Source organism: Maribellus sediminis (assembly GCF_011799805.1).
In the GTDB taxonomy this organism is placed as follows: domain Bacteria; phylum Bacteroidota; class Bacteroidia; order Bacteroidales; family Prolixibacteraceae; genus Draconibacterium; species Draconibacterium sediminis_A.
Window position 1 is genome coordinate 790,436 of the sequence record NZ_WXUB01000002.1, and the last position, 23,671, is coordinate 814,106.

Consider the following 23,671-nt stretch of genomic DNA (forward strand, 5'->3'; position numbering starts at 1 on the left):
ATGAAATTGCAATTGTTGAAATTTTTATAGCTGCACACTTCCAACTTATGCGAGCGCGCAAAACAATTCTCAAAAATGTGTTCCAGTTAAAAAAGTAAGCTACAAACAGCTTTTAATCCTTTCGTATACTTCCTCGATATTATTATCCAACCCAACTGAAAGCCGCACCAAGCCGTCTGAAAGTCCCATTTCCTTTTGTACTTCGGCAGGAATTTCTGATGAAGTACTGTGTCCGGAACAACTAAAAAGTGTTCGGAAATAGCCCAGGGAAACTGCTAGATAACCAATGTTTGCCTGCTGCATTTTAAACATGATTTGATTGGCATTTTTCTCAGTACCAAAGTCAATGGCCAGCATACCGCCATAACCGAATTCACTGTTCATTAATTGCGTGTGCAAGTCGTGTTGCGGATGCGATTTCAGTCCGGGATATTTTAGAGCGAGCCCCAAAGCTTCAAATTTACGAGCTAAAAACAAAGCATTCAAACTGTGTTGTTTCATACGCAAATGCAGGGTGTGTAGGTTCTTCAAAATACTCGACGAACGCAAAGGATCCAGCACCGGGCCAAGCAACATTGCAGTACCATCGTTTACATTCGAAAGGTTATTGATAAACGCTTTCGAACCGCAAATAGCACCGGCCACACAATCATTTTTCCCGTTGATAAACTTCGTCATGCTGTAGACCACCAAATCGGCTCCTAATTCGGCAGGAGAAAAGATCATTGGCGTAAAAGTATTGTCCACCATTAACTTGGCGCCGTTTTCTTGTGCAATTTTCGCCAGTTCGGGGATATCGGAAACCTGTAACAAAGGATTGGTTACACTTTCGGTATAAATTACTTTTGTGTTTGGCTGCATTGCGTTACGTACCTGATCAAGATTTGTGATATCCACAAAACTTACTTCAATATTGTATTTTGGAAGCCAGTTTTTCAGAAAGGCATAGGTTCCGCCATAAGTAGTAACACTGGTTACAATATGATCGCCCGAATGACAAAGCTGCAACAAGGAGCAGGTTATCGCAGCCATACCGGATGACGTAATCCAGGCCGATTCGGTCTTTTCCATGGCGGCCAGTGCATCGGCCAGAAATTTATTGCTCGGGTTCCAGTGGCGCGAATACAGGAAGCAGCCTTCCATGTGTCCAAGGAAAGTCTCTTCCATGGTTTCACCCTCGAGAAAAGTATAGGTTGAAGAATCGGTAATGGATGGATTTACACCACCAAATTCGCCAAATTGCTGGATATCGTAAATTCGTTTTGCAGGATCTGATGCCATAAGAATAGTGATTTAGTTTCCCGCAATTTATAAGGAACGTTCAAGGATAAGAATGATGAAAATCTGCTTTTTCATTAGATTTCCTGTAACTATACTAATTGAAAGAATGTAAGGACAATGCCCAGGCTATAGTTCTTATCAAGTTACTACTGCTAATATATCGTTCGAATGCCTCCATCCCGAACTGCCAAAGTGGATTTTGGCGCATAGCACGCGAGCACTTTTATATACTTCGGCAAATGCGCCAATTTTTCATTGTTATTCTTTACCCCGGATTACTATCGTTCATCCGGGGTTATTAACATTAAGTCCCTCCGGGATTCCAGGTTGACACTGTAGGTGTCAAATTTTAATAGCCCCGGGTTTTAACCCGGGGTAAAAGCGTTTAACGATCTCGTCCGGCGTTGAAAGCTGATTAGTTCCTGTTCGTTGTTCCGGACGAATAGCGATGAATTTCAAAAGGTCAAAGAATAAAATAATTATCAAAATTGAAGGCTCATCCCAATTGCTTGTGATCAGAGTGAGGTTGAATATTAATGTTTGTATTGAAACAAACTATTTCCAGAAAGAAGCTTCGTAAACTGAAGTATTATCACGGTAATCGGTAACCACCAGTCTGAAATCGTGACGTTTCCCCAGTTCAAAACGCTCTTTATCGAAATAGTGTGTAATCCGGCCACTCTTGGCATCGTATTCAAACAAAGCCCACTTATCATCGAGGTAGCCATCGATTGATTTTATCCCCGACAGGTCATCATTTAACTTGAAACGAATCCTGCTCGATTCCGTCAACGCACCGTTTTCAAGACTTAAGGGAGTAATCTCAGGCGCCAGCGTATCCACCATTAAAGCGTAAGTTCCGAGTGTTCGAATATCGGTTTCAATCCAACCTTTTTTATAGTTACCACCAACCGCTGAAGGACTGCCGTCATCAGAATCCACATTTACAACAACAGCTTTAGATTGCAGTTTTTCATCCAGATTTCGTGGTTTTATACGCAAGGTAGCCGCCGTTTGCAAGGGAACGGTTTTATCGGCCACCAGCTGAAAATCGGAAGAATAAGCGTCGGTAGTCGGGCGTGTTGAATAGGTGAACTCAAGATTTTTGTACAGCGCTCCTTTCGGGATTTCCAATTCGCACTCCTCCGATTCAAAGCTATTATCCCGGTTATACGGCATTAAAATGACCTTATTTTTATTTACCAGCGGTATTTCAGCCGATTTTTGTTCAATCTTAAAAGCCAGTTCTGCCTTGTTGCCATAACTGTCTTCAATTTCAATTTCCACCTGGTGAGTTCCAGGCCCAGCTTCCACAATTCCCTGTTTCAGATTATAGGCATACACCGGCAACAAATTTCCGGGATCGACCCAGGTTTTTACAAAGCGGCGTTTTGAGCTTTGGTATTCCTCGTAATCGATATGGCTGTTGATGTACCTCGAATTGTCGAACGAAAACCGGTTGAGCTGGAATGCAAAACTGGTTTCGCCATTAATGCTTGCACTCAATTTAATGATACCGCACTTATTGTAAGTGCCATCGAAATAATCGTTCACCTGAACAGCAAAACCAACTTCGCCATAAACTTTTACCGGATTATTTTTCAGGTGATATTTTCCGTCAGAAAAAACCACGGGATAGCTTTTTGAGGCAGGTTGCAGATCGACCTGTGAAGTATCGGAAAGCGGAACAACCAGCAGCGAAAAGAATTTCGGTGGCGTGTTGTCAACAACCGAAAAACCGTATTCCAGGGGATTTAGCGGCTCTTCCGAACGGGTATCACGCAATTCGAAATGCAGGTGCGGTCCGCCTGAACTACCGCTGTTCCCGCTTTTAGCAATTTCCTGATCCTGTTTCACCGGAAAAAGGTAGGAAGGTATGGTCAGATCGACCCGGAACGATTTATTTTCATATTGCCTTTCTTTCACATATTTCCTGATTTCGGGCGAAAAGGACTGCAAATGCCCGTAAACCGACGTGGTTCCATTGGGGTGATCGATATACAACGCATTTCCGTAGCCCGTTGGCGACACTGCAATTCGCGAAACATATCCATCGGCTATAGCATATACGGGCAGGCCGGTAACGCCCTGAGTTTTAAAGTCGATACCCGAATGAAAATGATTGCTGCGTAGTTCGGCGAAGCTTCCGCTCAACAACAAGGGAACCTTTAGCGGATCGGTATAATAACGTTCCTGTGCCTGAAGAAATGAGGCGGCCAACAGCAATAAAAACAGAATTCCTTTTCGCATAAACCAATAAATTAATGCAAACAAAAATAAGCTTTTCGAAACGTTTTTGGTTAAGGATCAAGGATTCATCATAAAGTCGATCAAAAAGATTAATGCACTCCATAATTCCTAACAGCATTATGTTAGCAGAATTTGTCTTCAAACAATTGCAATTGCTTTCACAATATTGAAAAAAGGTTAACTTTGTTCGCGAAATGCAGCTAGAATGACCGAAGAAGATCGTTTGCTTCTGATTGATTTAAAACAAAATACGCAGCATTTGTTCGGGTTGTACCATCAGCTTGAACAGGAAAATAAGGTGTTGCAAGAGGAGCTGGAAGCGCTTCGTAACAAAATAGAATCGCTGGAGCAGGAAAGATTGGAACTCGGCCAGAAAAATGAGCAACTGAAAATAGCCAACCAGTTGTTATCCGGAAAGGATGAAAACATGGAAGCTAAACAGAAAATAAACAAACTGATACGGGAAATTGATAAATGTATCGCATTACTAAACAAGTAATGTAACGTGAGCGAGAATAATTTTAGAATAAATATTAAGATCGACGGCAGGAATTATCCGTTAACCATCGATCGTAAAGATGAAGAGAGATACCGGAAAGCTGCAAAAATTGTTAACGAAACCATTAACGAATACAGAAAAAGGTTTCAGAACAATGACCAACAAGATATAATGGCGATGACTGCTTTTCAGGCCGCACTGAATTTATGCAGATTGGAAGATCGCCAGGACTACGCTCAATTCATCGATGATATTAAAGATTTGAACGACGATATTTCTGATTTTTTAAACGAAAAGAAGCAGAAATAGAGACACATAATTTATCGAAAACCTGTATTAGGCCTTTCAACTATTGAGAGGTTTACTACAGGTTTTTTAGTAATAATTAATTCAGTTAATGATGGATATAAATTTGATAATAGGAATTGCTGCAGGATTTGTTGCCGGTGGTGGCCTCGCCTACCTGATCTGGGACAAAGCACTGAAGGCTAAAAAACGAAAGATCATCAGTGAAGGCACGGCCGAAGCCGAGGTGATTAAGAAAGATAAAATATTACAGGCCAAAGAAAAGTTCCTGCAGTTAAAGTCGGAGCACGAAAAATACATTAACGAAAAGAACGCATCGCTCGCCAACCTCGAAAACAAACACAAACAACGCGAGAACACTTTAAACCAGCGTCGTGATGAAATTAACCGCAAGGTTAAAGATTTTGAAACCGAAAAGCGCGAGCTTGAAATTATCCGCGAGAACTTGAATGCCCAGTTGCAGCGCGTTGAACACAAAAGTGATGAACTGGAAAAGGCACATCGCCAGATCCTTGAAAAACTGGAACAAATCTCAGGTTTGTCGGTAGAAGACGCCAAATCACAACTGGTAGAACAGTTGAAAGAAGAAGCTAAATCGGAGGCGGTTTCTTACATCAACGAAATAATGGAAGAAGCCAAACAAACGGCTAACAAAGAGGCCAAAAAAGTGGTGGTTAAATCCATTCAACGTGTGGCTACCGAAACCGCTATCGAAAATGCGGTGACCATTTTCCATATTGAAAGCGACGAAATTAAAGGCCGTATCATCGGTCGCGAAGGTCGTAACATTCGTGCCCTGGAAGCCGCTACCGGTGTTGAAATCGTTGTTGACGATACACCTGAAGCCATTGTACTTTCGGCATTCGATCCGGTACGCCGCGAAATTGCCCGTTTGGCCCTGCACCAGCTGGTTACCGACGGACGAATTCACCCGGCCCGTATCGAGGAAGTAGTTCAGAAAGTGAAAAAGCAAATTGAAGAAGAAGTGATCGAGACCGGTAAGCGTACCGCCATCGACCTCGGAATTCATGGCTTGCATCCGGAGTTGATCCGTTTGATCGGTAAAATGAAATACCGTTCATCGTACGGACAAAACCTTTTGCAGCACTCGCGCGAAGTTGCAAACCTGAGTGCGATTATGGCATCGGAACTGGGACTGAACCCGAAAAAAGCCAAACGCGCCGGATTGTTACACGATATTGGTAAAGTGCCTGACGATGAGCCGGAATTGCCACACGCAGTGCTGGGTATGAAGCTGGCCGAGAAATACAAGGAAAAACCGGATATTGCCAACGCTATCGGAGCTCACCACGACGAGGTGGAAATGCAGACCCTGCTCGCTCCTATTGTTCAGGTTTGCGACGCCATTTCAGGTGCCCGTCCGGGAGCCCGCCGCGAAGTAGTTGAATCGTACATCAAGCGATTGAAAGACCTGGAAGACTTGGCACTTTCTTACCCTGGTGTAATGAAAACCTACGCTATACAGGCAGGTCGCGAGTTGCGCGTTATTGTTGGCGCCGACAAAATGAACGACCAGGAGACCGAACAATTGTCGTACGACATTTCGAAACGTATCCAGGACGAAATGACTTACCCGGGACAGATCAAGATCACCGTGATCCGCGAAACCCGCGCCGTAAGCTACGCGAAATAAATAATTAGCATACTTAAATATGAAAGCCTTTCATCGGTTTGATGGAAGGCTTTTCTGTTATAAACCGTCACTTGCAAGTTGTCGTTGCAGTCCAGTTAGCTATCCGGATAACGGCAGGAAAAAGTACGAAAACAACTCACCGCGGTAAACGCTCGATGCTATTTACAATTGTTGTGCGTTTGCTTTTCATTTCAAAAGAGAAGATCAAACGATTTTCCGTTAAACATATACACTCCACCTTCTGCCATTCCAAAAAGCAGATTGTTATCATTATCTGTATAAATACTCCAAATCATTTGCGATTTAAGCTTTTTATCAATCACGTAGTTTGTCATTGTCGTACCATCATATTTCCAGGCTCCGGTATCCCTGTCTCCAAACCAAATATTTCCATCTGCATCTTCCTCAATTGCAAAAACATGTTCAAGCGTTCCTGCCGGTGACTTAGCTCCACTTCGTATGCTTGCCGGATGAATTAAATTGTACTGCTCTGAAAAGTTAATGATTGAGTCCTGCTCTTTCAATAATACACCAATTCCATTGTTTCCGATCCACAGCCTGCCTTTCGAATCTTCAAAAACGCTTCTGACATGAAGTTGGCCTGTTTCTTCATTCAATCCCAAAGTTTCATCGGTAATTACTTCGGCGAACTGATGCCCATTAAATCCAAAAACCGCGGGATAAGTGCCAAACCAGAGCACATCATTTTTGCCCTCAGCAATACTTGTGGTAGAATACCTGTTATCAGGATTGGCATTTCCCGGTGCAGGAAAGACTAAATAATTTATTTTCTGACCATCATACCGATATACTCCCGCATTGTTTCCGGCATTAAACCATAGGTCATCAGCTATTTTTATCCAGTTATTTGGCGAAAATTCGTTTACAAAAAGCGTATGATTTGTGATCCTGCGTCCCTGCCCCTCCTGCAGTCGGGCATCATAACTACTTACACCGCTTGCAGTACCAAACCAAATAGTTCCGTTTTTATCTTCCTGAATTGATCGGATCTGATTATCGGATAAACCTTCACTTGTTGTAAAATATTCAAACGCTTTCCCGTTGAAGCGACTTACACCTTCCTCGTGACTTCCCAACCAATAATTGCCTTTACTATCCTGAAAGATGACACGAATTCCTGAAATGAATTTTAAGGTGTCGCTCATTGAAGTACTCACAAATTTCGATTTGCTAAATTCCTTTTCAGATGTTTTCTTTTCAACACAGGAAAAGTTCAGCGTTAAAAATAAAATCAAATATATCAGTTGAAAGAATTTCTTCATTAAGGTATCTTAATTATTGAACGGTAAGTATATGCAAAGTAGGCGATTGCGGGCTTCAAACTTATCAAACCGATGAGAAGTTGAAGCGGGCTACACCCCTTGAAAATACTACTATCACGCCTATTTTGTATATACATTGTTAGAAACAGTATTTATCCAATTTTCAATCGTTTCTAAATAATCAGGATGCAATTTAGACCAATAAGGAAAATCACTTTCACCAATATTATACATTGAATGTGAGGCCCCCTCTAATAACACGGTTTTATAATTATCATTACCTGATTTCGCCAGTGCCGCGGAAATGATTTCATGACTATTGGCAGGTATTATTTCATCACTTGTCCCTTGCAGAATCAAGATTGGCTGTTTTGTTCTTTGAAAGTAAGGAATGGGACTGTAGAGAAGTTTTTTATCTATTTGGACTTCATCCAGATTTGGCACCCAAACATTGGCAAACCATGAATTAGATTTTGCATTATCTATGGCCTTTTCTATATCTGTTCTGGATAATTTACCTGCTATAAATTCAAAAACCTTTCGTTGAAATTTGGTTGCGGCTTCAATTTCATTTCCGATTATTTCTGCATTTCTATTTTTCCAATAATTTAAATCACTTTCGAGCAATGAAACTCCGGGGCAACTTACGGCAACACCATATTCCAGACTTTCTAATTCATTTAAGACATACGGTATTTTAGTAGCTCCCTGGCTACTGCCTTTAATTCCAATGTTCGAAAGAGAAATACCTGTCTTATCAGAAAAAAACTTAATTGCATTGATATCATCCTTCACAAGTTCTTCAATCGTAGCTATTTGCCAATCGCCTTCCGAATTTCCAGTCCCTCTTTTGTCATAATGAAATGTTGTAAATCCCCTTTGTGCAAATAACTTAGCCTCTGCTCTTGAGGCACTTCGGTCTGCATTACCAGATGAAGTCAGAATTATTATAGCCTTATTCCCTTTATTTTTAGGATACCAAATAGTTCCATTTATTTTCAATTCATTGGATTCAAAACTAACATCTTCATTTTTAGGATTTTGGTTATTACTCAGCAACTCCTTTTCTAACGTGTAAGGAACTGTAATTGAGTCTACAGTAAGAACTCCCTGAAGTTTGCTGTTATTTTCAATCCATTTGTTTTTAAAGGAATATGTATAAAAATCACTTTGCAATTTAAACTTTATAGAATCACCAATTGATTCGATAACTTGAAAAGGAATTCGATTTGCATTTTGTTCTAAACTCGAGAAAAAAACCTTGAAGCCGGCAGAATCTTGTTCAATTTCAAAGTTTATCTTATCCGAAAAATTTCCGTATTCAAATACACCGCTAAAACTACCTGTTTTGTCTCCATTATTAATCTCCTTGTTTGAGCTACAAGAAAATATTCCAAATGATATAAAGATGATTATTATCCTTTTCATGTGTTAATTTTTAAATGTTCAGTTTCACTTAATATTGTTTCTAATGTACGTGTATATTACACTGTAACATATATCGTATTATGCTCCACTTACACAACTCACTATCAATCTTTGTTTTACCATTCACAAATACAGACTGTTTGGCATTTATGTTTTGCAAGAACTGCGTTCAATGTATTCGGTAATTTTCGGTTTATCTAAAGGCTATCGGAATAAAAATAAACATAAAATTAATTCCATCATAGCATAAATTTAGAAACACTGCTGCTGCACGTATTCTTTCCGTTCCGTTCTAATCAAAATCACTTTTTCTTTGTTATTATACCAATTGTTTTTCAAAGTATGCCAAAGCGAAACTTTGAAATTATAATGGTTTAATGCCGATAGAAAATTAAAGGGGCTTTGGGAGTTCACGAACCAAAGGCTCAATTCAATTTCTCATCGGTATAAGAGGCCAAACGAGAAAAGAAACATGACAGACAGAAAACAAATAGCCTTTTCGGTGCTCGATTTAGCACCGGTTGCCGAAGGCTCTACTCCCGCTGATGCCCTGCACAACAGCCTTGAACTGGCACAGCACACCGAACAGTTTGGTTACAGCCGCTACTGGGTGGCCGAACATCACAACATCATAAGTGTGGCCAGTGCCGCCACATCAATTATTATCGGCTACATTGCCCAGGGCACAAAAACCATCCGTGTAGGTTCGGGAGGTATTATGCTGCCCAACCATTCGCCGCTGGTTGTTTCCGAGCAGTTTGGCACACTGGCTGCCCTCTACCCCAACCGTATTGATCTGGGCCTGGGCCGCGCTCCCGGAACCGACCCCGTAACCGCTGCCGAACTGCGTTACGACCGCATGCGCGCTGCACAGGATTTTCCGAACGAGGTGCGCAAAATTCAACAATACTTCTCGCCTGAAAACAGAACCGCCGAGGTTCGTTCCGTTTTGTCGGAAGGAGCAAATGTTCCGATATGGATTTTGGGATCGAGTACCGACAGTGCTTACCTGGCAGCAGAACTGGGATTACCGTATGCCTTTGCCAGTCACTTTGCCCCGCAACAGCTTTTTGCTGCCCTGAAAATTTACCGCGGTAATTTCAAGCCGTCTGCCCAGCTCGATAAGCCTTATGTGATTATCGGCAGCCAGGTGGTTGCTGCTGAAAGCCACGACGAAGCCGAATACCTGGCCAGCACCATGCGACGCGCCTTTATGGGTATTGTTACCGGCAGGCGCGAGCTGATGCAAGCTCCAACCCATAACCTGGGCTATGAAAAATGGGGAATCATTAAAGAGCGGATTGACCAGATGCTCGCCTTCGCACTTATTGGCGGGAGACAGAGTATCCAACGCGAGCTTCAACAGATTATCGGACACACCAATGCCGACGAAATCATGGTTTCATCGCACATCTACGACCAGCAAAAGCGGATAGATTCCTATCGCATTTTTTCAGAGGTCGTAAAAGACTTATGGCACTAGAACACAGAAAATCTGATATTTTGAACCGCGGCTTTAGCCAGGTGAAAGTGGAATATGAATGCAAAAGGCTTTAGTGTTTAATCTTTCAATCTTGAAGGCTAAAGCCAGTGTATCTGCGAAGCTTCTAAATCACCGCCCTGAAGGACGGTGCAAAAACATTTAAAGAAAAGTCATTTCCCGCCAATCTTTTCCAGGCACTAAGCAGTTTCACTTCCAATGCAGGGATCCGATCTGTGTTGGTTAAAACTCATACAGATCGGATCCTTTTACTGCTGCGTCAAACGCATTTAATTTATATGACTAAAACAGCCACAGTATTAAACTTTTAGCAAAGCCCACTCCGGATTGTAATTTAATGTGATAAGGTCGTTAGCAGCTGTTTCGTTAAATGACTTGGTTTGATCGTTCCAGTGAATACGCTGCCCCACACGGTAAGCGATATTTCCCATCTCGGAAACAATGGCTGTTTTTGCACCAACTTCAACAGGCGCATTTACATTGCCGCCTTTACGGATGCAATCAAGGAAGTTCACCACGTGTTCGTTCAGTCCGTCGCCGTACGCTTTCTGCGTTCTTCCTTCGAAGAAAGGCCCTTTTAATTCGGCGCTTTGGTCAGGGATCAGTTCGTATCCACCACGTGAAACCACCAAAGTTCCTTTCTGGCCGACATACGCCACCCCGTGTCCGCGCTGGTAAGGACCAATTCCCGGATTCAGGCCACATTCCCAAATCATTGTATGTTTTGGGTAAGCATAAATTGCCTGCTGAATATCGGGTGTTTCAATGGCACCTTTCTCGTGGTAATAAATTCCGCCACCGGGCGATATCGATTCCGGCATTCCGGCATCCATAGCATACAGCGCAAAATCAAGCAGGTGAACGCCCCAATCGGTCATTGCCCCACCTGCATAATCCCACCACCAGCGAAAATTGTAGTGAAAGCGGTTGAGGTTGAACGGGCGTTTGGGTGCCGGTCCGAGCCACATATCGTAATCCACATAATCGGGTGCAGCTTCGTCGGGCATCACCGGGTACGGAGTATCGTAGCCCTTGTAAATCCAGGCTTTTACCAGGTGTACATCGCCGAGTTCGCCCGATTTTACAATTTCCGATGCTTCGAACCAATGTTTCGAACTGCGCTGCCACATGCCCACCTGTACTTTCAACTCGGGATATTTCTGTTGTGCCGCTACCATGGCATTGCATTCTTCAATGCTGTGCCCCATCGGTTTTTCAACATATACGTGTTTTCCGGCTTGCAGTGCATCCATCATCATTCGCGCGTGCCAGTGGTCGGGTGTACCGATGATCACCGCGTGAATGTCCTGATTGTCGAGCACCTGACGGTAATCGGCAAAAGTAAGTGGCCGGGTACCTGTCATTTTCTCCACCTCTGCCGCTTTTGCTTCTAGTACTTTACTGTCGACATCGCACAACGCCACACAGTTTACGTTGTTTCCTTCACTCAAAAAGCTTTTTAAATCGTCAAAACCCATCGAGCGGCAACCAATAAGTGCCACGTTAACGGTTTCGGCAGGCGACGCACAAGCCTGCATAATAGTTGGTGCCACGCTAACCGCAGCTGCGGCCAGGGCAGTATGTTTGATAAAATCTCTTCTGTTGGAACTCATAATAATGTTGAATTTTACTATAAAATATCAGGTTGTTGGTTCTCAAATTTCGATGCATAAAACTATAAAAGATGCCCGGCTAAACAAAGCCATTAAGCCTGAAATCTTTACATTGAATTGATCAGGCTTTTAATTTTTCGGGCGTTCAGCTTCCCTGAGTAAATAAAGAGTGTATATTTTAGCACCAGCGGTTCTTCGGTACTTAAATCAACCGGCTGGCGTCCGGGCCAAGCTGCATTTTGCATGCTGTTTTTTTGCCGCAGGATCCACGACTGCGGGTATCCCGGATTATCCGGATGATCAACAATCACGATTCCGCCGCTTTTATCATTGTCGATATTTCCTGAAACGTTGATGTAACCCGGCGAAGAAACGGCCTCATTCATAGGTTCTACTGCACCATTCGGTCCGGTAAATACAACATCATCGGGCAAAACCATGCGTACCGAAAATCCCCCGTAACCTTTTTCATCATCAGAACCGCCAATCTGAACACCTTTAACTAGGGCTTTTAAATTGATCTGAAAATCGATTCTTCTCACATTTCCTGAAGCCGGCCAGATTTCCATTTTGGTGAACTCGCTAACAAAAGGTTCCTCTTTCCCCAGCTTTTTCCAGCGGTCCGACAACCAGTTTACTTCATTTTTGAGTACAATATTTCCGTTTTGGCGTTTCATGAGTTCGAATTCGAGTATCTCGTTCGAAAAATGATCGAGTTCCCACTGATCCGCAACTTTTTCGCCATTGATCAGAATCTGTCGCCAGGCCCAGAATATCCCGCGGTGATACGGGTGGTCGGAAGGAGCATCCTCGGTAAGTACGCCGCCATTCAAGCCATACAGCGGGTGAATGTAATTGCAGCGCGAACAAAAACCGCCCATGTTCTGCTGGGCCGTCCGATACAAAAGAACATCTTCACCATGTTCGGTTATCACAATTCCATCATCTACTTTTTTCATCGAAAGCTGTGCACTTGCTGAAACAACTACACTAAAAAACAGAATCAGAAGAATGGATTTTTTACTCGTCATCATCGTTCCCTCCTTCAATAATAGTATGTTTTGTTTTCACATCATTACTGATGTATTCCGTTTCGAAGATTTCAATATTTTCGAGCTGATCGGCGATGATCGCTTTATCGTTTTCCGGAAGGATCAGCCATATATGTGCAATAAATGCTGCCATCAGAGCTGAATTAGCCTTTACCGAAACGGTTTTACGGCCTTCTACCGGGTAGCCCGATTCGGGACTGATAATCGGTCTTTCTTTCAATTCACCCGTTTCGAAATTGAGGAAGGCTGTACCTGCAGTGACCATGCTCTGGTTGCTTAACTCAAAAACATGGTTGAATTCATCGGGCTGTTCCAGGTTTCTGATACCCACCGGCCACTCATCTCCACCCGGATGTTTCCCAAGAGCCAGCACCACTTCTTCCTCGAAGCTGATTATTCCGCTTAAACCGTCAATTTGGGTAAGCTCCTGTTTTAAAATGTCGAGTATATACGCTTTTTCCAGTACACTAAAATCCAACTCCATCCCGTCGGCCAGAAACATCAGGCGTTTTTGCTCTTCGTCAATATCAACATGATCGAGTCCGCATCGCGATTTTACTTCTTCTACTTCTTTTTCTGAAGGTTCATTTCCATCTTCCCAAAGCCGCATCAAAGGAGCAATCGTTACGTCAAGTGCACCGTTGCTCATTTCGTAAAAATTTTTGCTGAAGTGCAGCAACTCCAACAGGTCGTCGGTTACTTCTAACCACTCACCTTTTCCGGCCCGGTTCACCTGCCATATTTCAGCTACTTCTTCCGAAAGGCTTACCGCCAGTTCAATCTGCGAAACGTTCTTTTTAATGTTCTGGAGTAGCTCTTTGGCCTGATCTGCGTCCGTTCCGGGAAACACCACATCGCATTGAGCTCCGAAGGCAATAAATGAATCACTAAATATCTGCAGTCCCGACATCGGCCTGATTTTTTATTGGTATTATACAAGGCATAAAATTACAAAAGTAGCCGGGAATACCTAGCAAACGTTTTAAAAACAAAAAAGGACCTTCCAACGAAGATCCTTCTCTTATTTTTTCAAAACTGATTACAATTTTGGTGTCCAGTTCGGATCGTATTCGCGTCCCCATAGTTTCATGGCTTCGCGGTCGAACATGCTTCCGTTCTTGCTGTCGATATCAAAACCGTGTCCAACACGATACGCCACATTGGCATAGTGCACCATGGCCTGACTTACGGATGCATCAGCAATCGGAGCGCGTAATTCTTCTTTTCCTCTGATTCCGTTAAACCAGTTCATTACGTGACCGGTAGAAGCGTCGCCACCACCACCAAGCGCTGTTCCGGCTTCGCTGCCCGATCCAACCTGCTCGCGTACCACTTTACCTGCACGATCAAAAAGAACAAATTTACCACGATCAACAAATACGGTTCCTTCACTTCCATAGATCAAAGTTCCGCGGCCGCCAAAACCATAGGTATCCTGACCCGAGCGGCTTCTTCCGTCCCAGTTGATCACCTTATCGTTGTCGAATTTAAAGGTGGCGTACATGCTGTCGTACATTTCCCAGCCATCGTCGAAGAAATGACGTTTGCCGGCATCGACATAAACACTGCCCGGAAACTCAACCTGAAGTGCCCAGCGTGCTACATCCAGTTCGTGCGTGGCGTTGTTACCCAGCTCGCCTGTTCCGTAATTCCAGCCATACCAGTGCCAGTTATAATCCCAGGTTTCCGAGGTATAATCGCGGTGAATCGCCGGTCCCTGCCAGATTTCCCAATCAAGGCCTGCAGGAACAGCAGCTTTTTGCTGTACCGGAACTTCGCCACGTGTATTCACATAAAAAGCCACCGCCCGGTATGGTACTCCAATCACACCGTTATGGATCTCATTGATGATTGCACCAGTGTGTGGCGACGAGCGTTGCTGGTTCCCCATCTGTACCACCTTGTTGTATTTTTTTGAAGCGGCCACGAGCATCTCGTTTTCGTTCATATTGTGGCTGCAGGGCTTTTCAACATAAACGTGTTTGCCGGCCTGCATCGCCATAACAGAACCCGGAGTATGCCAGTGATCGGGCGTTGCATTTATAATGGCATCAATCTCCTGGTCTTCCAGTATTTTCCGGAAATCGTTCTCGAGTTTTGGCTTATAATCCAGGATTTTTGCAAATCGTTCGCCTGCCCTTACGCGCTGATGCTCCATTACATCGCACAAATACTTCAGCTCTACATTGCTTTCCTTCAACGAAAGAGGCTGTGTGTATGCGCCCAATCGTCGGCCAAGTCCCATGATCGCTACATTTAACTTATCGTTTGCACCAATAATCTTATTGTAACTTTTTGCCGACATTCCCAATGCCGCTCCACCAACGGCAATACCAGCGGTACTCGCTGATACTTTCTTTAAAAAATCTCTTCTGTTTGTCATTATTTCAGATTTTAGTTGAAATCCCGCTCCCGATAGTAATCGGATATTGCAGTAACTTTCACTTTCAATTGTTATTACCTATTTCAAATTGAGTACAGAGTCGTGAGTATTCAGAAGGAACCCAATTGGGAACTGTCCTGATCTCACTACTTTCTACTCATTACTCATGTCTTCTACATTGTCTTTTAAATTTGAATCACGCTTCAGTCCGGTCGTTAAAATGTCTTGGAAAAAAGTTTATAATTCTCTAATTTTTAAACTTCTAAAGTGTACCGTGTCATTATGATCCTGGAGCAGGACAGGACTTTCCTTAGCCATACCAAAGCCCTCGTAATCGGCGTATTTGCTACGTGCTACAAGCGCTTTATAAATATTATCGCCACGCGTATATTCCACTACTTTTTTACCATTCAGCCAGTGCTGGACTTTTCCGTCAGGAAAAACAACAATGCGCCCCCTGTTCCATTCGTTTGCTCCCTTAATAAAACGTTTGTCCTTTTCCGATGGTATCAGGTCATACAGCGAAGCCAGCGTACGGTTTCCAACCACACCATTTTTTGCATCCGGATGTTTACTGTCATCTAAAATCTGGTATTCCAAACCAATGGAAGGTCCGTTATTGCCTAAGCCGTATTTCACACCGCTGTTGGCACCATCGGTAAACATAAAATCGAATTTAAATTCGAAGGCAGCAAAGTGCTGTTTTGTAACAATATCGCCACCGCCTCCCCGGGACAATACTGTAAGCATTCCGTCTTCGGTACTCCATCCTTTTTCCGGAAAGGTTTCAGCATTGGCACTTTTCCATTTATTTGTCGACTTTCCGTCGAACAGCAAAGAAAATCCCTGCAGTTTCTCGGCTTCGCTCAGGTTATTCGGAATAAGGTTCACTACTGGAACACCTTCGTAAGGAGCCGGTTTTAAGTTTTCGGTTTTAATACGAATGTTACGCCACTTGATCTGCAGGCCTTCTTTATCCTTGTTGTTGCCAATGCCGTGTACCTGCAAGGCAATAAATCCTTTAGGTGTCATGTCGTCGATAAGATGGGCCACCGGAACACCGTTCAGCCAGGTGCGAATAGAGTTTCCGATACATTCAATGCGGTAACGATTCCATTCCCCATTTTTCAGTGCCGATTTGGCCGGAGGATTGATATCAACTGTGTATAACCAGCCTCTCCGCGCCTCATCGTAAATGCCGGCACTCCAGGCACGATCCGATGGGTCTACCTCGCATTGGTAACCATGTACCCGTCCGTTGTTGTAATCGGCCAGACTTTCGCTTCGAAACTGTATGCCCGAATTCATTTGCGGATCAACAAACAATTCCAGCTCCAGCACAAAATCGGAATAATCCTTCTCGGTACATAAAAATGAATTGGGAGTATTGGCGACTGTAGTCCCTACAATTACCCCGTCAACAACTTCATATTTGGCTTTGCCGTTCAACTGTTTCCAGCCATCAAAATCTTTTCCGTTAAAGAGGTCTGTCCACTGACCCTGCGCATGAACTGTAGAACCTGCAAATGCGCCAATCAAAAATATAAATACTAATTTTAGCTTCATCACTTTTTCTATTTAAGAATAATTAATCTACTTTTTTATCTCTATCGGATACGAAAAACTGTATTTTCCCGATCCTAACAACATTTCTAAGTCATCGCCTACCCTTTGCTGCTCGGCTTTTGTATTGGTTTGTAGCGCTGCACCGCCTGCATTTGGCAACACTACACTGGCAGTTGTATTTGCAGGAATTTCAACATTGTAAACCATTTCTCCGTTTTCGATTTTCCAATCGGAAACAATTTGCCCGTAAACGGATTCGAAGGTAGCTTTTACGTAGGTAAGACCACCACCGGGATGAGGAGCCAAAATGAAATGTTTATACCCCGGATGAGCCTCATCGATTTTTATACCGGCAACCCTACTGTACAACCACTCGCCTATCGCTCCGTAGGCATAATGGTTAAAGCTGTTCATGCCTACATCCTGGAAACTGCCGTCGGGCTTTTGTCCATCCCAGCGCTCCCAGATGGTTGTCGCTCCCTGTGTAACCGGATACAACCACGACGGATATTGCTTGCGGTTGAGCAACATAAAAGCCAAATCATCACGGCCGATTGACGACAGCGTGTGACAAAGTAGCGGCGTTCCTAAAAATCCTGTTGTTAAGTGGCCAAACTTTTCCACATCTTTTGCCAGGTATTCGGCGGCTTTCTCAATTCGATCTTCGGGAATAAGACCAAACGATAGTGCCAGAACATAAGCCGTTTGTGTATGCGAAACCAGGCGGCCGTTCGGTGTTACGAATTCGGCAACAAAGGCCTTTTTAATGTTGGCAGCCAGTTGTTCGTAATACTGCTGATCGGAATTCTTGCCGAGAATACCTGCAATTTTTGCTGTCAGTGACGTAGTATAATAAAAGTATGCGGTTGCAATTAAATCTTTTTCGGTAGTGGCACCCGGGTAATCGGAACGTGTGGTGGCAAAAGCCAGCCAGTCGCCAAAGTGCGAATCACCGGTCCAAAGATGATCGTCGCCGGCCCTTCCGTTCATGTAACCAATCCATTTGGTAATGGCCGGATAACTTTCTTCGAGGATGCGTTGATCGCCGTAAATCTTATAAACGGTCCATGGAATAATGGCAACCACATCGGCCCAACCGGTAGCGCCACCGTTGCCATTCAAGACATCGGGAACAACGTGAGGTACCCTTCCGTTTTCCTGTTGATCGAGGGCAACATCTTTTTCCCACTTGGTATAGAAAGGTGCTACGTTAAAATTAAATCCGGCTGTCATGCTAAAAGCCTGTGCATCGCCGGTCCAGCCCAGGCGTTCGTCGCGTTGCGGACAATCGGTTGGTACATCGAGGAAATTTCCTTTTTGTCCCCACCGGATATTATGTTGTAATTGATTGATCAAAGGATCACTGCATTCGAAGCTCCCGGTAGAAGGCATATCAGAATAGATTACCACACCCGTTAGATCTTCCAACGCAGGAGCTGTTTTAACACCGATCAGCTGAACAAAGCGGAATCCATGAAAAGTAAAGCTGGGTTCGTAGGTTATTTCGCCACTTTCGCCAAAAATATAAGTATCAGTAGCTTTTGCCGAACGCAGGTTAGCTGTGTAAAAATTGCCTTCCTTATCCAGTACTTCGGCAAATTTAATTCTAACAGTATCGCCTTTTTCGCCTTTCAGATTTATGCGCAGCCAACCAACCATGTTCTGCCCCATGTCGTACACCATTTCTCCTTTGGGAGTAGTCATTTGTGCAATTGGTTTTAATTCTTCCACCGCTTTAACCGGAGATCCCTGTGGAGCCACCAGCAAATCTTTTGATACATCAACTGATGTGGCTGATGACCAGTTGCCATCGCTAAAACCAGGCTTGTTCCATCCGGGTATTTCCAGGTTGGCATCGTACAATTCTCCATTGTAAATATCTGATTCTACTATAGGACCATTGTTTACTTTCCAGCTGCCGTCGCTGTTAATGGTTTCACTGCTGCCATCTTTGTAAGTGATTTGCAATTGTGCAATTAACGCGAGTTCATCGCCATAGTAATTGCGCTGACCGCTGAATCCGATAAAACCGCGAAACCAACCGTCGCCTAATTTTGCGGCGATAGCATTGTCGGCTTTCAGTAAATCAGTAACATCGTACGTCTGGTATTGAATACGGTTTTCATAGCTGGTCCAGCCCGGAGTGAATAACTGGTCGCCAACCTTTTTCCCATTGATGAACATTTCGTATAATCCTTGGGCACTAACATACAACCGGGCCGATTCAACCGTTTTTCCCAATTTAAATTCGCTCCTAAGGTAATGAACCGGCAGCGAAGTTTTGCTTTTCTCCGGATCGCGTGAAGTAATCCAGGAGGCTGTCCACTGAGCGGGCTCTAAAATTCCCATTTCCCAATAGGCAGGTTCGCTCCATTTGCTAAGCTTATTCTTGTTATCCCAAACACGTACCTGCCACCAGGCGCGTTCCATCGATTTAATGGCAGGTCCGTTATAAACCACATTTACCGACTGATCAGATTCAATTTTCCCGGAATCCCAAATCAGCTTTTTTCCATTTAAAGCCTTTTCAGAACCTGCAACCCGAATTTGATAAGCTGTTTGCAAAACATCGTTTTCTGTGCTTTGCAACTGCCAGCTTAAGCGAGGTTGAACAACATCAATTCCAATGGGATTTTCGTGGTATTCGCAAATTAACTTAACCGGATTGGTCTCACATTTTCCAGAGAATGAAAAAAACGCAATAGACAGGAACACTGAAATTCCTGTAAGAAATTTATTAAGTTGGTTCATTATACTTAGATTTATGGTTTAGACTTAGGTTCTAAAGATATTGTTAATTCACTGTTTCCACAAAAACATCTTAAAAAATTTTGAATGCTTCCAACCAAATAAAACAAATGCATGGTTTTAGCCTAAAAATGAAATTTAGGGGCAAATTCAGTATTTTTCATCAAAAGATTTGATCAACATTATGTTTTATTTTTAAAATAATGTAATTTCCCGCTCCCATTTTCTAACAATATGAATCTTGTTTGCCAATTAAAAGAGTTTTTTGATAAAGATCTAATTCTATAAAAATCATTCATTATGTTGAAAAAACTGTACTGTTTGTTACTGTCGGGTTGCCTGATTTTTTCGGTCAACCAGTTGGCAGCTCAGACTGCGTCATCTTTCGACCATTACCATAGTCCGGAAGAGGTGCAGCAAATGCTTAAGAAGTTGGGTAGCGCCGGAAACACCAAATTACATCAATTGACTCAAAGCCCTGGTGGAAAAACGGTAAGCGTTCTCGAAATCGGCACGAACCTCGATGATGTACCTGCAATTTTTGTTGGGGCAAATTTCGAAGGAAATGTCCCTTTATCAACTGAAGGAGCGCTATATCTAGCACAGATGTTACTCGATTCGAGTGCCTACACCCAAAATGTAAAGTGGTACATTCTGCCACAACCAAATCCCGATGCAGCCCTCGATTATTTTTCGGAAGTTAAGACCGGGAAAAGCACCAACCTGTACGAGATCAATAACGATGGTGATGAAGCCATTGATGAAGACGGTGCCGATGATTTGAATGGTGATGGACTGATCACACAAATGCGCGTGAAAGATCTTGAAGGAGCATACATGATCTCGAAAAACGATCCGCGGATTATGGATAAAGCCGATGGCGGAAAAGGTGAACGCGGCGAATACAAAATATACACCGAAGGAATCGATAACGATAAAGACGGTCAGTACAACGAAGATGGCGTTGGTGGGATCAACGTTGGAATTGCATTTCCTCATCTTTTCCCGTACCGACATGCTGACGCAGGACATTATTCGGGCGAAACTCCCGAAGTGTACAGCATTATGCGCTTTATTTTCGACCGGCCAAATATTGCCATGGTATACACCCTCGGAACATCCAATTTCTGCATGGTTCCGCCAAAAGGTGGCAGAAAAGGCGGAGCCAACCTCGAAAGGATAAAAATTCCGGCGCGTTACGGCCGTATGTTTGGCATCGACGTTTCGCAAACTTACACCATGGATGAAGTAATTGAATTATTCAAAGCACAGGTTCCTGCAGGAATGGAAGTTACACCTTCGATGGTTGCAGGTTTCCTCGGACTTGGAGCTGCTGTTAATCCGCAGGAGGAAGATCTTGTTTTCTACAAGGAATTCTCGGAAGAATATAAAAAATACCTTGAAGCTGCTAAATTCAATACAGAAACACTGGACCCGGAGCCTGCAAAAGACGGTTCGTTCGAACTTTGGGCGTACTATCATTTAGGCGTTCCATCGTTTAGTATGAATTTGTTTACAGTTCCTAAAGTAAAAGAAGAAAAGAAAAACGACGGCGACGCTCTTTCCATGGATGAAGTTGAAAAGTTAAGCGCCGATGAATTTGTAGCATTGGGCGAAGATAAAATCACTGCTTTCCTGAAAGCCAATAATGCTCCTGATCGTTTTAAAGCCGAAGGCGTAATTAAAATGATGGAAAGCGGACAGGTTACACCAAAACAAATGGTGGGCATGATGAAACAGATGCCAAAACCTGACAAAGAAGGCGAACTCAGTGAAAAAGACAAAGCCTTGCTTGCCTATTCCGAAAAAGAACTGGGCGGAGCCGGATTTGTGGCCTGGAAAAAAATGGAACATCCTACTTTGGGCGAAGTGGAAATTGGTGGATATGCACCGTATGTTGAAACTACCCCGAAAGCAGAAATGATCGATTCGCTGGCAAAAGCTCAGCTACCCTGGTTGCTAAAACTGTCGAAAAAACTTCCTGCTTTTGATATTGTTGATGAAAAAATTACCGATATGGGAGCTGGCATTTACAAACTCGAGATCTATGTTGCCAACAATGGCGAGTTACCGTTCCCTACTTCAATGGGGCAACGCAACAGTCAGCCGGCTCCGCTGGTGATGGTTCTCGACGGCGACTTCGAATTGTTGGAAGGAAAAATGCGTACACCTGTTGGCAGTGTTGGAGCTAACCAGGTAAAAAAACTCAGCTGGCTAATCAAGGCCGATAAAAAAGACATTACTGCGAAACTTGAATCGGCAGTGTTTACCGATGTTGTTAAACAAATAAATATTGGAGGTTAATCATGATACGTAAGATATTTTCACTTATAGCAATATGCTCATTGGCGCTTTCAGTATGGGCTGCCGATGATGCCAAAATAACAGTGCCGTTGCGTTTCGACCGCTATTACAGCTACGAGGAAGTGGTTAAAGCACTCGAGGCCCTGCACGCCGCATATCCGAAACTCACAACGCTGGAATCGATTGGAGAAAGCGAGGAAGGCCGTAAAATTTATGTGCTTAAAATCAATAACGCTGAAACAGGACCGGAGCTGGAAAAACCGGGTGTTTGGGTGGATGGAAACATTCACGGGAATGAGATTCAGGCCGGTGAAGTATGTTTGTACTATGCTAACATGCTGCTCACCAAATACGGAAAAAACGAACAGGTAACCAAGGCAGTCGACCGGAACATGCATTATATTTGTCCGGTTGTAAATGTTGACGGACGTGCTCACTTTTTCGAAGATGCCAACACCATGAACTCAAGCCGCAGCCTTCGTATCCCGAAAGATGATGACAACGACGGTTTGTTTGATGAAGATGGATACGACGACCTTGATGGCGACGGCAGCATTTGCCAGATGCGCATAAAAGATCCGAATGGCAACTACAAAGCCGATCCGGAAGATCCGCGCATTATGGTTCGTGTAAAACCCGGGGAAAAAGGAGAATACACGATTTTAGGTTCTGAAGGCATCGACAACGACGGCGACGGACGTTTTAATGAAGACGCTGAAGGTTATGTAGACCCGAACCGTAACTGGGGTTATAACTGGATGCCACCTTACGTTCAAAGTGGTGCGGGTAATTTCCCATTCTCGGGAGTTGGCATGAAAGCCATCAACGATTACGTGGCTAAACATCCGAATATCATCGTCAATTTTGCATTTCATAACAATGGAGGAATGTGGTTACGTGCGCCTGCAGAAAAGTCGGTTATGCTGCCACAGTCAGATGTTGCAGCCTACGACGCCATTGGAAAAGAAGCCATTAAAATTACTCCCGGTTATGTTTACATGCCATCCTACGATTTGTATCCGACTTATGGTGATACCGACGGGCAATTCTTCTTTGTTTTCGGATCGTACTCACTGGTGGGCGAATTGTTTATGCGTTCGCAGGAAACCTATTCTGAAGAAGTAAAGGCAGCGAAATATAATGAAGACCGTGGCGGTGGTGTTGAACGCGACCGCGAACAGTTGAAATTCAACGATAAAGTAGCACTCGGTGAATTATACCACGATTGGAAACCATTTAACCACCCGGTGTATGGCGAAATAGAAATTGGCGGATGGGTAAAAATGAGTTCACGTCTTCCCCACCCGTTCATGCTTCCTGAACTGGTTCACCGTAATTCGGCAGTGGTTTTGCTTGCTGCAGGCGAAACACCCGAAGTTGAAATGAATGTTTTTGAAGTAAAAGATCTGGGTAAAAACCTGAAACGTGTTCGGGTTCGTTTAGAAAATAAAAACGGACTGTCGACCATGACTGCACAGGCTTTTAAAGACAAACTGTATACACAGGATCACCTGAAAGTTACCGGTGCTAAAGTGATAGCAGGCGGAAAAATAAGCGATTACCGCCTCGATCAGGTTAGCTACAAAGAGGAAAAACCTGAAATTCAGTTTTTTGCTATTCCCGGTAAAACTAAGGCTGAATATGAATTTATTATTGAAGGAAAAGGCGAAGTTAAACTGGAATACGTATCGCGAAAAGCTAAAAACGTAAGTACGTCTGTTACATTATAATTGCTGTTTAATTATTGAAAAAAGGAGTGTTGGCAAAGCCTTCACTCCTTTTTAATTGTCCAGAATTTAATAA

16 protein-coding genes are annotated in these 23,671 nt (G+C 43.5%); 6 read left to right on the top strand and 10 right to left on the bottom strand.

Going from position 1 to position 23,671, the window contains the following annotated elements:
- Window positions 1-99: 99 nt before the first annotated feature.
- The gene (locus HFD85_RS09550) at window positions 100-1,281 is read right to left on the bottom strand and encodes an aminotransferase class V-fold PLP-dependent enzyme (RefSeq protein WP_167608252.1); all 1,182 of its coding nucleotides are present in this window, start codon (window positions 1,279-1,281) and stop codon (window positions 100-102) included.
- Window positions 1,282-1,836: 555 nt separating this feature from the next.
- Window positions 1,837-3,531: a M23 family metallopeptidase gene (locus HFD85_RS09555; RefSeq protein ID WP_167608254.1), complete on the bottom strand. Its 1,695-nt coding sequence runs from the start codon at window positions 3,529-3,531 to the stop codon at window positions 1,837-1,839.
- A gap of 205 nt (window positions 3,532-3,736) precedes the next feature.
- Between HFD85_RS09555 and HFD85_RS09560 the strand changes: the two genes are divergently transcribed.
- The 3 genes from HFD85_RS09560 (at window position 3,737) to rny (ending at window position 5,990) form a co-directional block, all read left to right on the top strand.
- Window positions 3,737-4,030, top strand: a complete 294-nt coding sequence (locus HFD85_RS09560; protein WP_167608257.1) for a hypothetical protein — start codon at window positions 3,737-3,739, stop codon at window positions 4,028-4,030.
- Window positions 4,031-4,036: 6 nt separating this feature from the next.
- A complete protein-coding gene (locus HFD85_RS09565) occupies window positions 4,037-4,339 on the top strand; it encodes a cell division protein ZapA (RefSeq protein WP_167608260.1) in 303 nt (100 codons plus the stop codon).
- 88 nt (window positions 4,340-4,427) lie between these two features.
- Window positions 4,428-5,990, top strand: coding sequence for a ribonuclease Y (gene rny, locus HFD85_RS09570; RefSeq protein WP_240925031.1), 1,563 nt, complete (start codon window positions 4,428-4,430; stop codon window positions 5,988-5,990).
- Between the two features lie 191 nt (window positions 5,991-6,181).
- Here the strand turns inward: rny and HFD85_RS09575 are convergent, their stop codons facing one another.
- Entirely contained in the window at window positions 6,182-7,273 is a 1,092-nt protein-coding gene (locus tag HFD85_RS09575; RefSeq protein ID WP_167608263.1) for a ligand-binding sensor domain-containing protein, read from the bottom strand.
- 120 nt (window positions 7,274-7,393) lie between these two features.
- Window positions 7,394-8,701 (bottom strand): alpha/beta hydrolase family protein, encoded by a 1,308-nt coding sequence (locus HFD85_RS09580; RefSeq protein WP_167608265.1) that lies wholly within the window; start codon window positions 8,699-8,701, stop codon window positions 7,394-7,396.
- Window positions 8,702-9,173: 472 nt separating this feature from the next.
- Here HFD85_RS09580 and HFD85_RS09585 point away from each other — a divergent pair, with 472 nt between their 5' ends.
- Window positions 9,174-10,184 (top strand): LLM class flavin-dependent oxidoreductase, encoded by a 1,011-nt coding sequence (locus tag HFD85_RS09585; protein WP_167608268.1) that lies wholly within the window; start codon window positions 9,174-9,176, stop codon window positions 10,182-10,184.
- 317 nt (window positions 10,185-10,501) lie between these two features.
- On the opposite strand, the gene HFD85_RS09590 is transcribed toward HFD85_RS09585, so the two are convergent.
- From HFD85_RS09590 to HFD85_RS09615, 6 genes are all read right to left on the bottom strand, one after another.
- Window positions 10,502-11,815: a Gfo/Idh/MocA family protein gene (locus HFD85_RS09590; protein WP_167608271.1), complete on the bottom strand. Its 1,314-nt coding sequence runs from the start codon at window positions 11,813-11,815 to the stop codon at window positions 10,502-10,504.
- Window positions 11,816-11,922: 107 nt separating this feature from the next.
- Window positions 11,923-12,849, bottom strand: a complete 927-nt coding sequence (locus tag HFD85_RS09595; RefSeq protein ID WP_167608274.1) for a DUF6807 family protein — start codon at window positions 12,847-12,849, stop codon at window positions 11,923-11,925.
- Entirely contained in the window at window positions 12,836-13,777 is a 942-nt protein-coding gene (locus tag HFD85_RS09600) for an FAD:protein FMN transferase (protein WP_167608276.1), read from the bottom strand. The genes HFD85_RS09595 and HFD85_RS09600 overlap by 14 nt, the downstream gene beginning before the upstream one ends.
- Before the next feature lie 129 nt (window positions 13,778-13,906).
- Window positions 13,907-15,250, bottom strand: a complete 1,344-nt coding sequence (locus HFD85_RS09605) for a Gfo/Idh/MocA family protein (protein ID WP_167608279.1) — start codon at window positions 15,248-15,250, stop codon at window positions 13,907-13,909.
- Between the two features lie 237 nt (window positions 15,251-15,487).
- Window positions 15,488-16,816 carry a 3-keto-disaccharide hydrolase gene (locus HFD85_RS09610; RefSeq protein ID WP_167608282.1) on the bottom strand — a complete coding sequence of 443 codons (1,329 nt, stop codon included), beginning with the start codon at window positions 16,814-16,816 and terminating at the stop codon, window positions 15,488-15,490.
- A gap of 27 nt (window positions 16,817-16,843) precedes the next feature.
- On the bottom strand, window positions 16,844-19,567 hold the full coding sequence (locus HFD85_RS09615) for a glycoside hydrolase family 78 protein (protein ID WP_167608285.1): 2,724 nt from the start codon (window positions 19,565-19,567) through the stop codon (window positions 16,844-16,846).
- A gap of 297 nt (window positions 19,568-19,864) precedes the next feature.
- Between HFD85_RS09615 and HFD85_RS09620 the strand changes: the two genes are divergently transcribed.
- Together HFD85_RS09620 and HFD85_RS09625 are read left to right on the top strand one after the other, a co-directional pair.
- On the top strand, window positions 19,865-21,868 hold the full coding sequence (locus HFD85_RS09620) for a M14 family metallopeptidase (protein WP_167608288.1): 2,004 nt from the start codon (window positions 19,865-19,867) through the stop codon (window positions 21,866-21,868).
- 2 nt (window positions 21,869-21,870) lie between these two features.
- Entirely contained in the window at window positions 21,871-23,598 is a 1,728-nt protein-coding gene (locus HFD85_RS09625; protein ID WP_167608291.1) for a M14 family metallopeptidase, read from the top strand.
- Window positions 23,599-23,671: the final 73 nt, after the last annotated feature.

Bases quoted from the DNA above. Each gene is read 5' to 3' on its own strand.
- HFD85_RS09550 (WP_167608252.1), bottom strand. From the start codon at position 1,281: ATGGCATCAGATCCTGCAAAACGAATTTACGATATCCAGCAATTTGGC.
- HFD85_RS09555 (WP_167608254.1), bottom strand. From the start codon at position 3,531: ATGCGAAAAGGAATTCTGTTTTTATTGCTGTTGGCCGCCTCATTTCTT.
- HFD85_RS09560 (WP_167608257.1), top strand. From the start codon at position 3,737: ATGACCGAAGAAGATCGTTTGCTTCTGATTGATTTAAAACAAAATACG.
- rny (WP_240925031.1), top strand. From the start codon at position 4,428: ATGATGGATATAAATTTGATAATAGGAATTGCTGCAGGATTTGTTGCC.
- HFD85_RS09575 (WP_167608263.1), bottom strand. From the start codon at position 7,273: ATGAAGAAATTCTTTCAACTGATATATTTGATTTTATTTTTAACGCTG.
- HFD85_RS09580 (WP_167608265.1), bottom strand. From the start codon at position 8,701: ATGAAAAGGATAATAATCATCTTTATATCATTTGGAATATTTTCTTGT.
- HFD85_RS09585 (WP_167608268.1), top strand. From the start codon at position 9,174: ATGACAGACAGAAAACAAATAGCCTTTTCGGTGCTCGATTTAGCACCG.
- HFD85_RS09590 (WP_167608271.1), bottom strand. From the start codon at position 11,815: ATGAGTTCCAACAGAAGAGATTTTATCAAACATACTGCCCTGGCCGCA.
- HFD85_RS09595 (WP_167608274.1), bottom strand. From the start codon at position 12,849: ATGATGACGAGTAAAAAATCCATTCTTCTGATTCTGTTTTTTAGTGTA.
- HFD85_RS09600 (WP_167608276.1), bottom strand. From the start codon at position 13,777: ATGTCGGGACTGCAGATATTTAGTGATTCATTTATTGCCTTCGGAGCT.
- HFD85_RS09605 (WP_167608279.1), bottom strand. From the start codon at position 15,250: ATGACAAACAGAAGAGATTTTTTAAAGAAAGTATCAGCGAGTACCGCT.
- HFD85_RS09610 (WP_167608282.1), bottom strand. From the start codon at position 16,816: ATGAAGCTAAAATTAGTATTTATATTTTTGATTGGCGCATTTGCAGGT.
- HFD85_RS09615 (WP_167608285.1), bottom strand. From the start codon at position 19,567: ATGAACCAACTTAATAAATTTCTTACAGGAATTTCAGTGTTCCTGTCT.
- HFD85_RS09620 (WP_167608288.1), top strand. From the start codon at position 19,865: ATGTTGAAAAAACTGTACTGTTTGTTACTGTCGGGTTGCCTGATTTTT.
- HFD85_RS09625 (WP_167608291.1), top strand. From the start codon at position 21,871: ATGATACGTAAGATATTTTCACTTATAGCAATATGCTCATTGGCGCTT.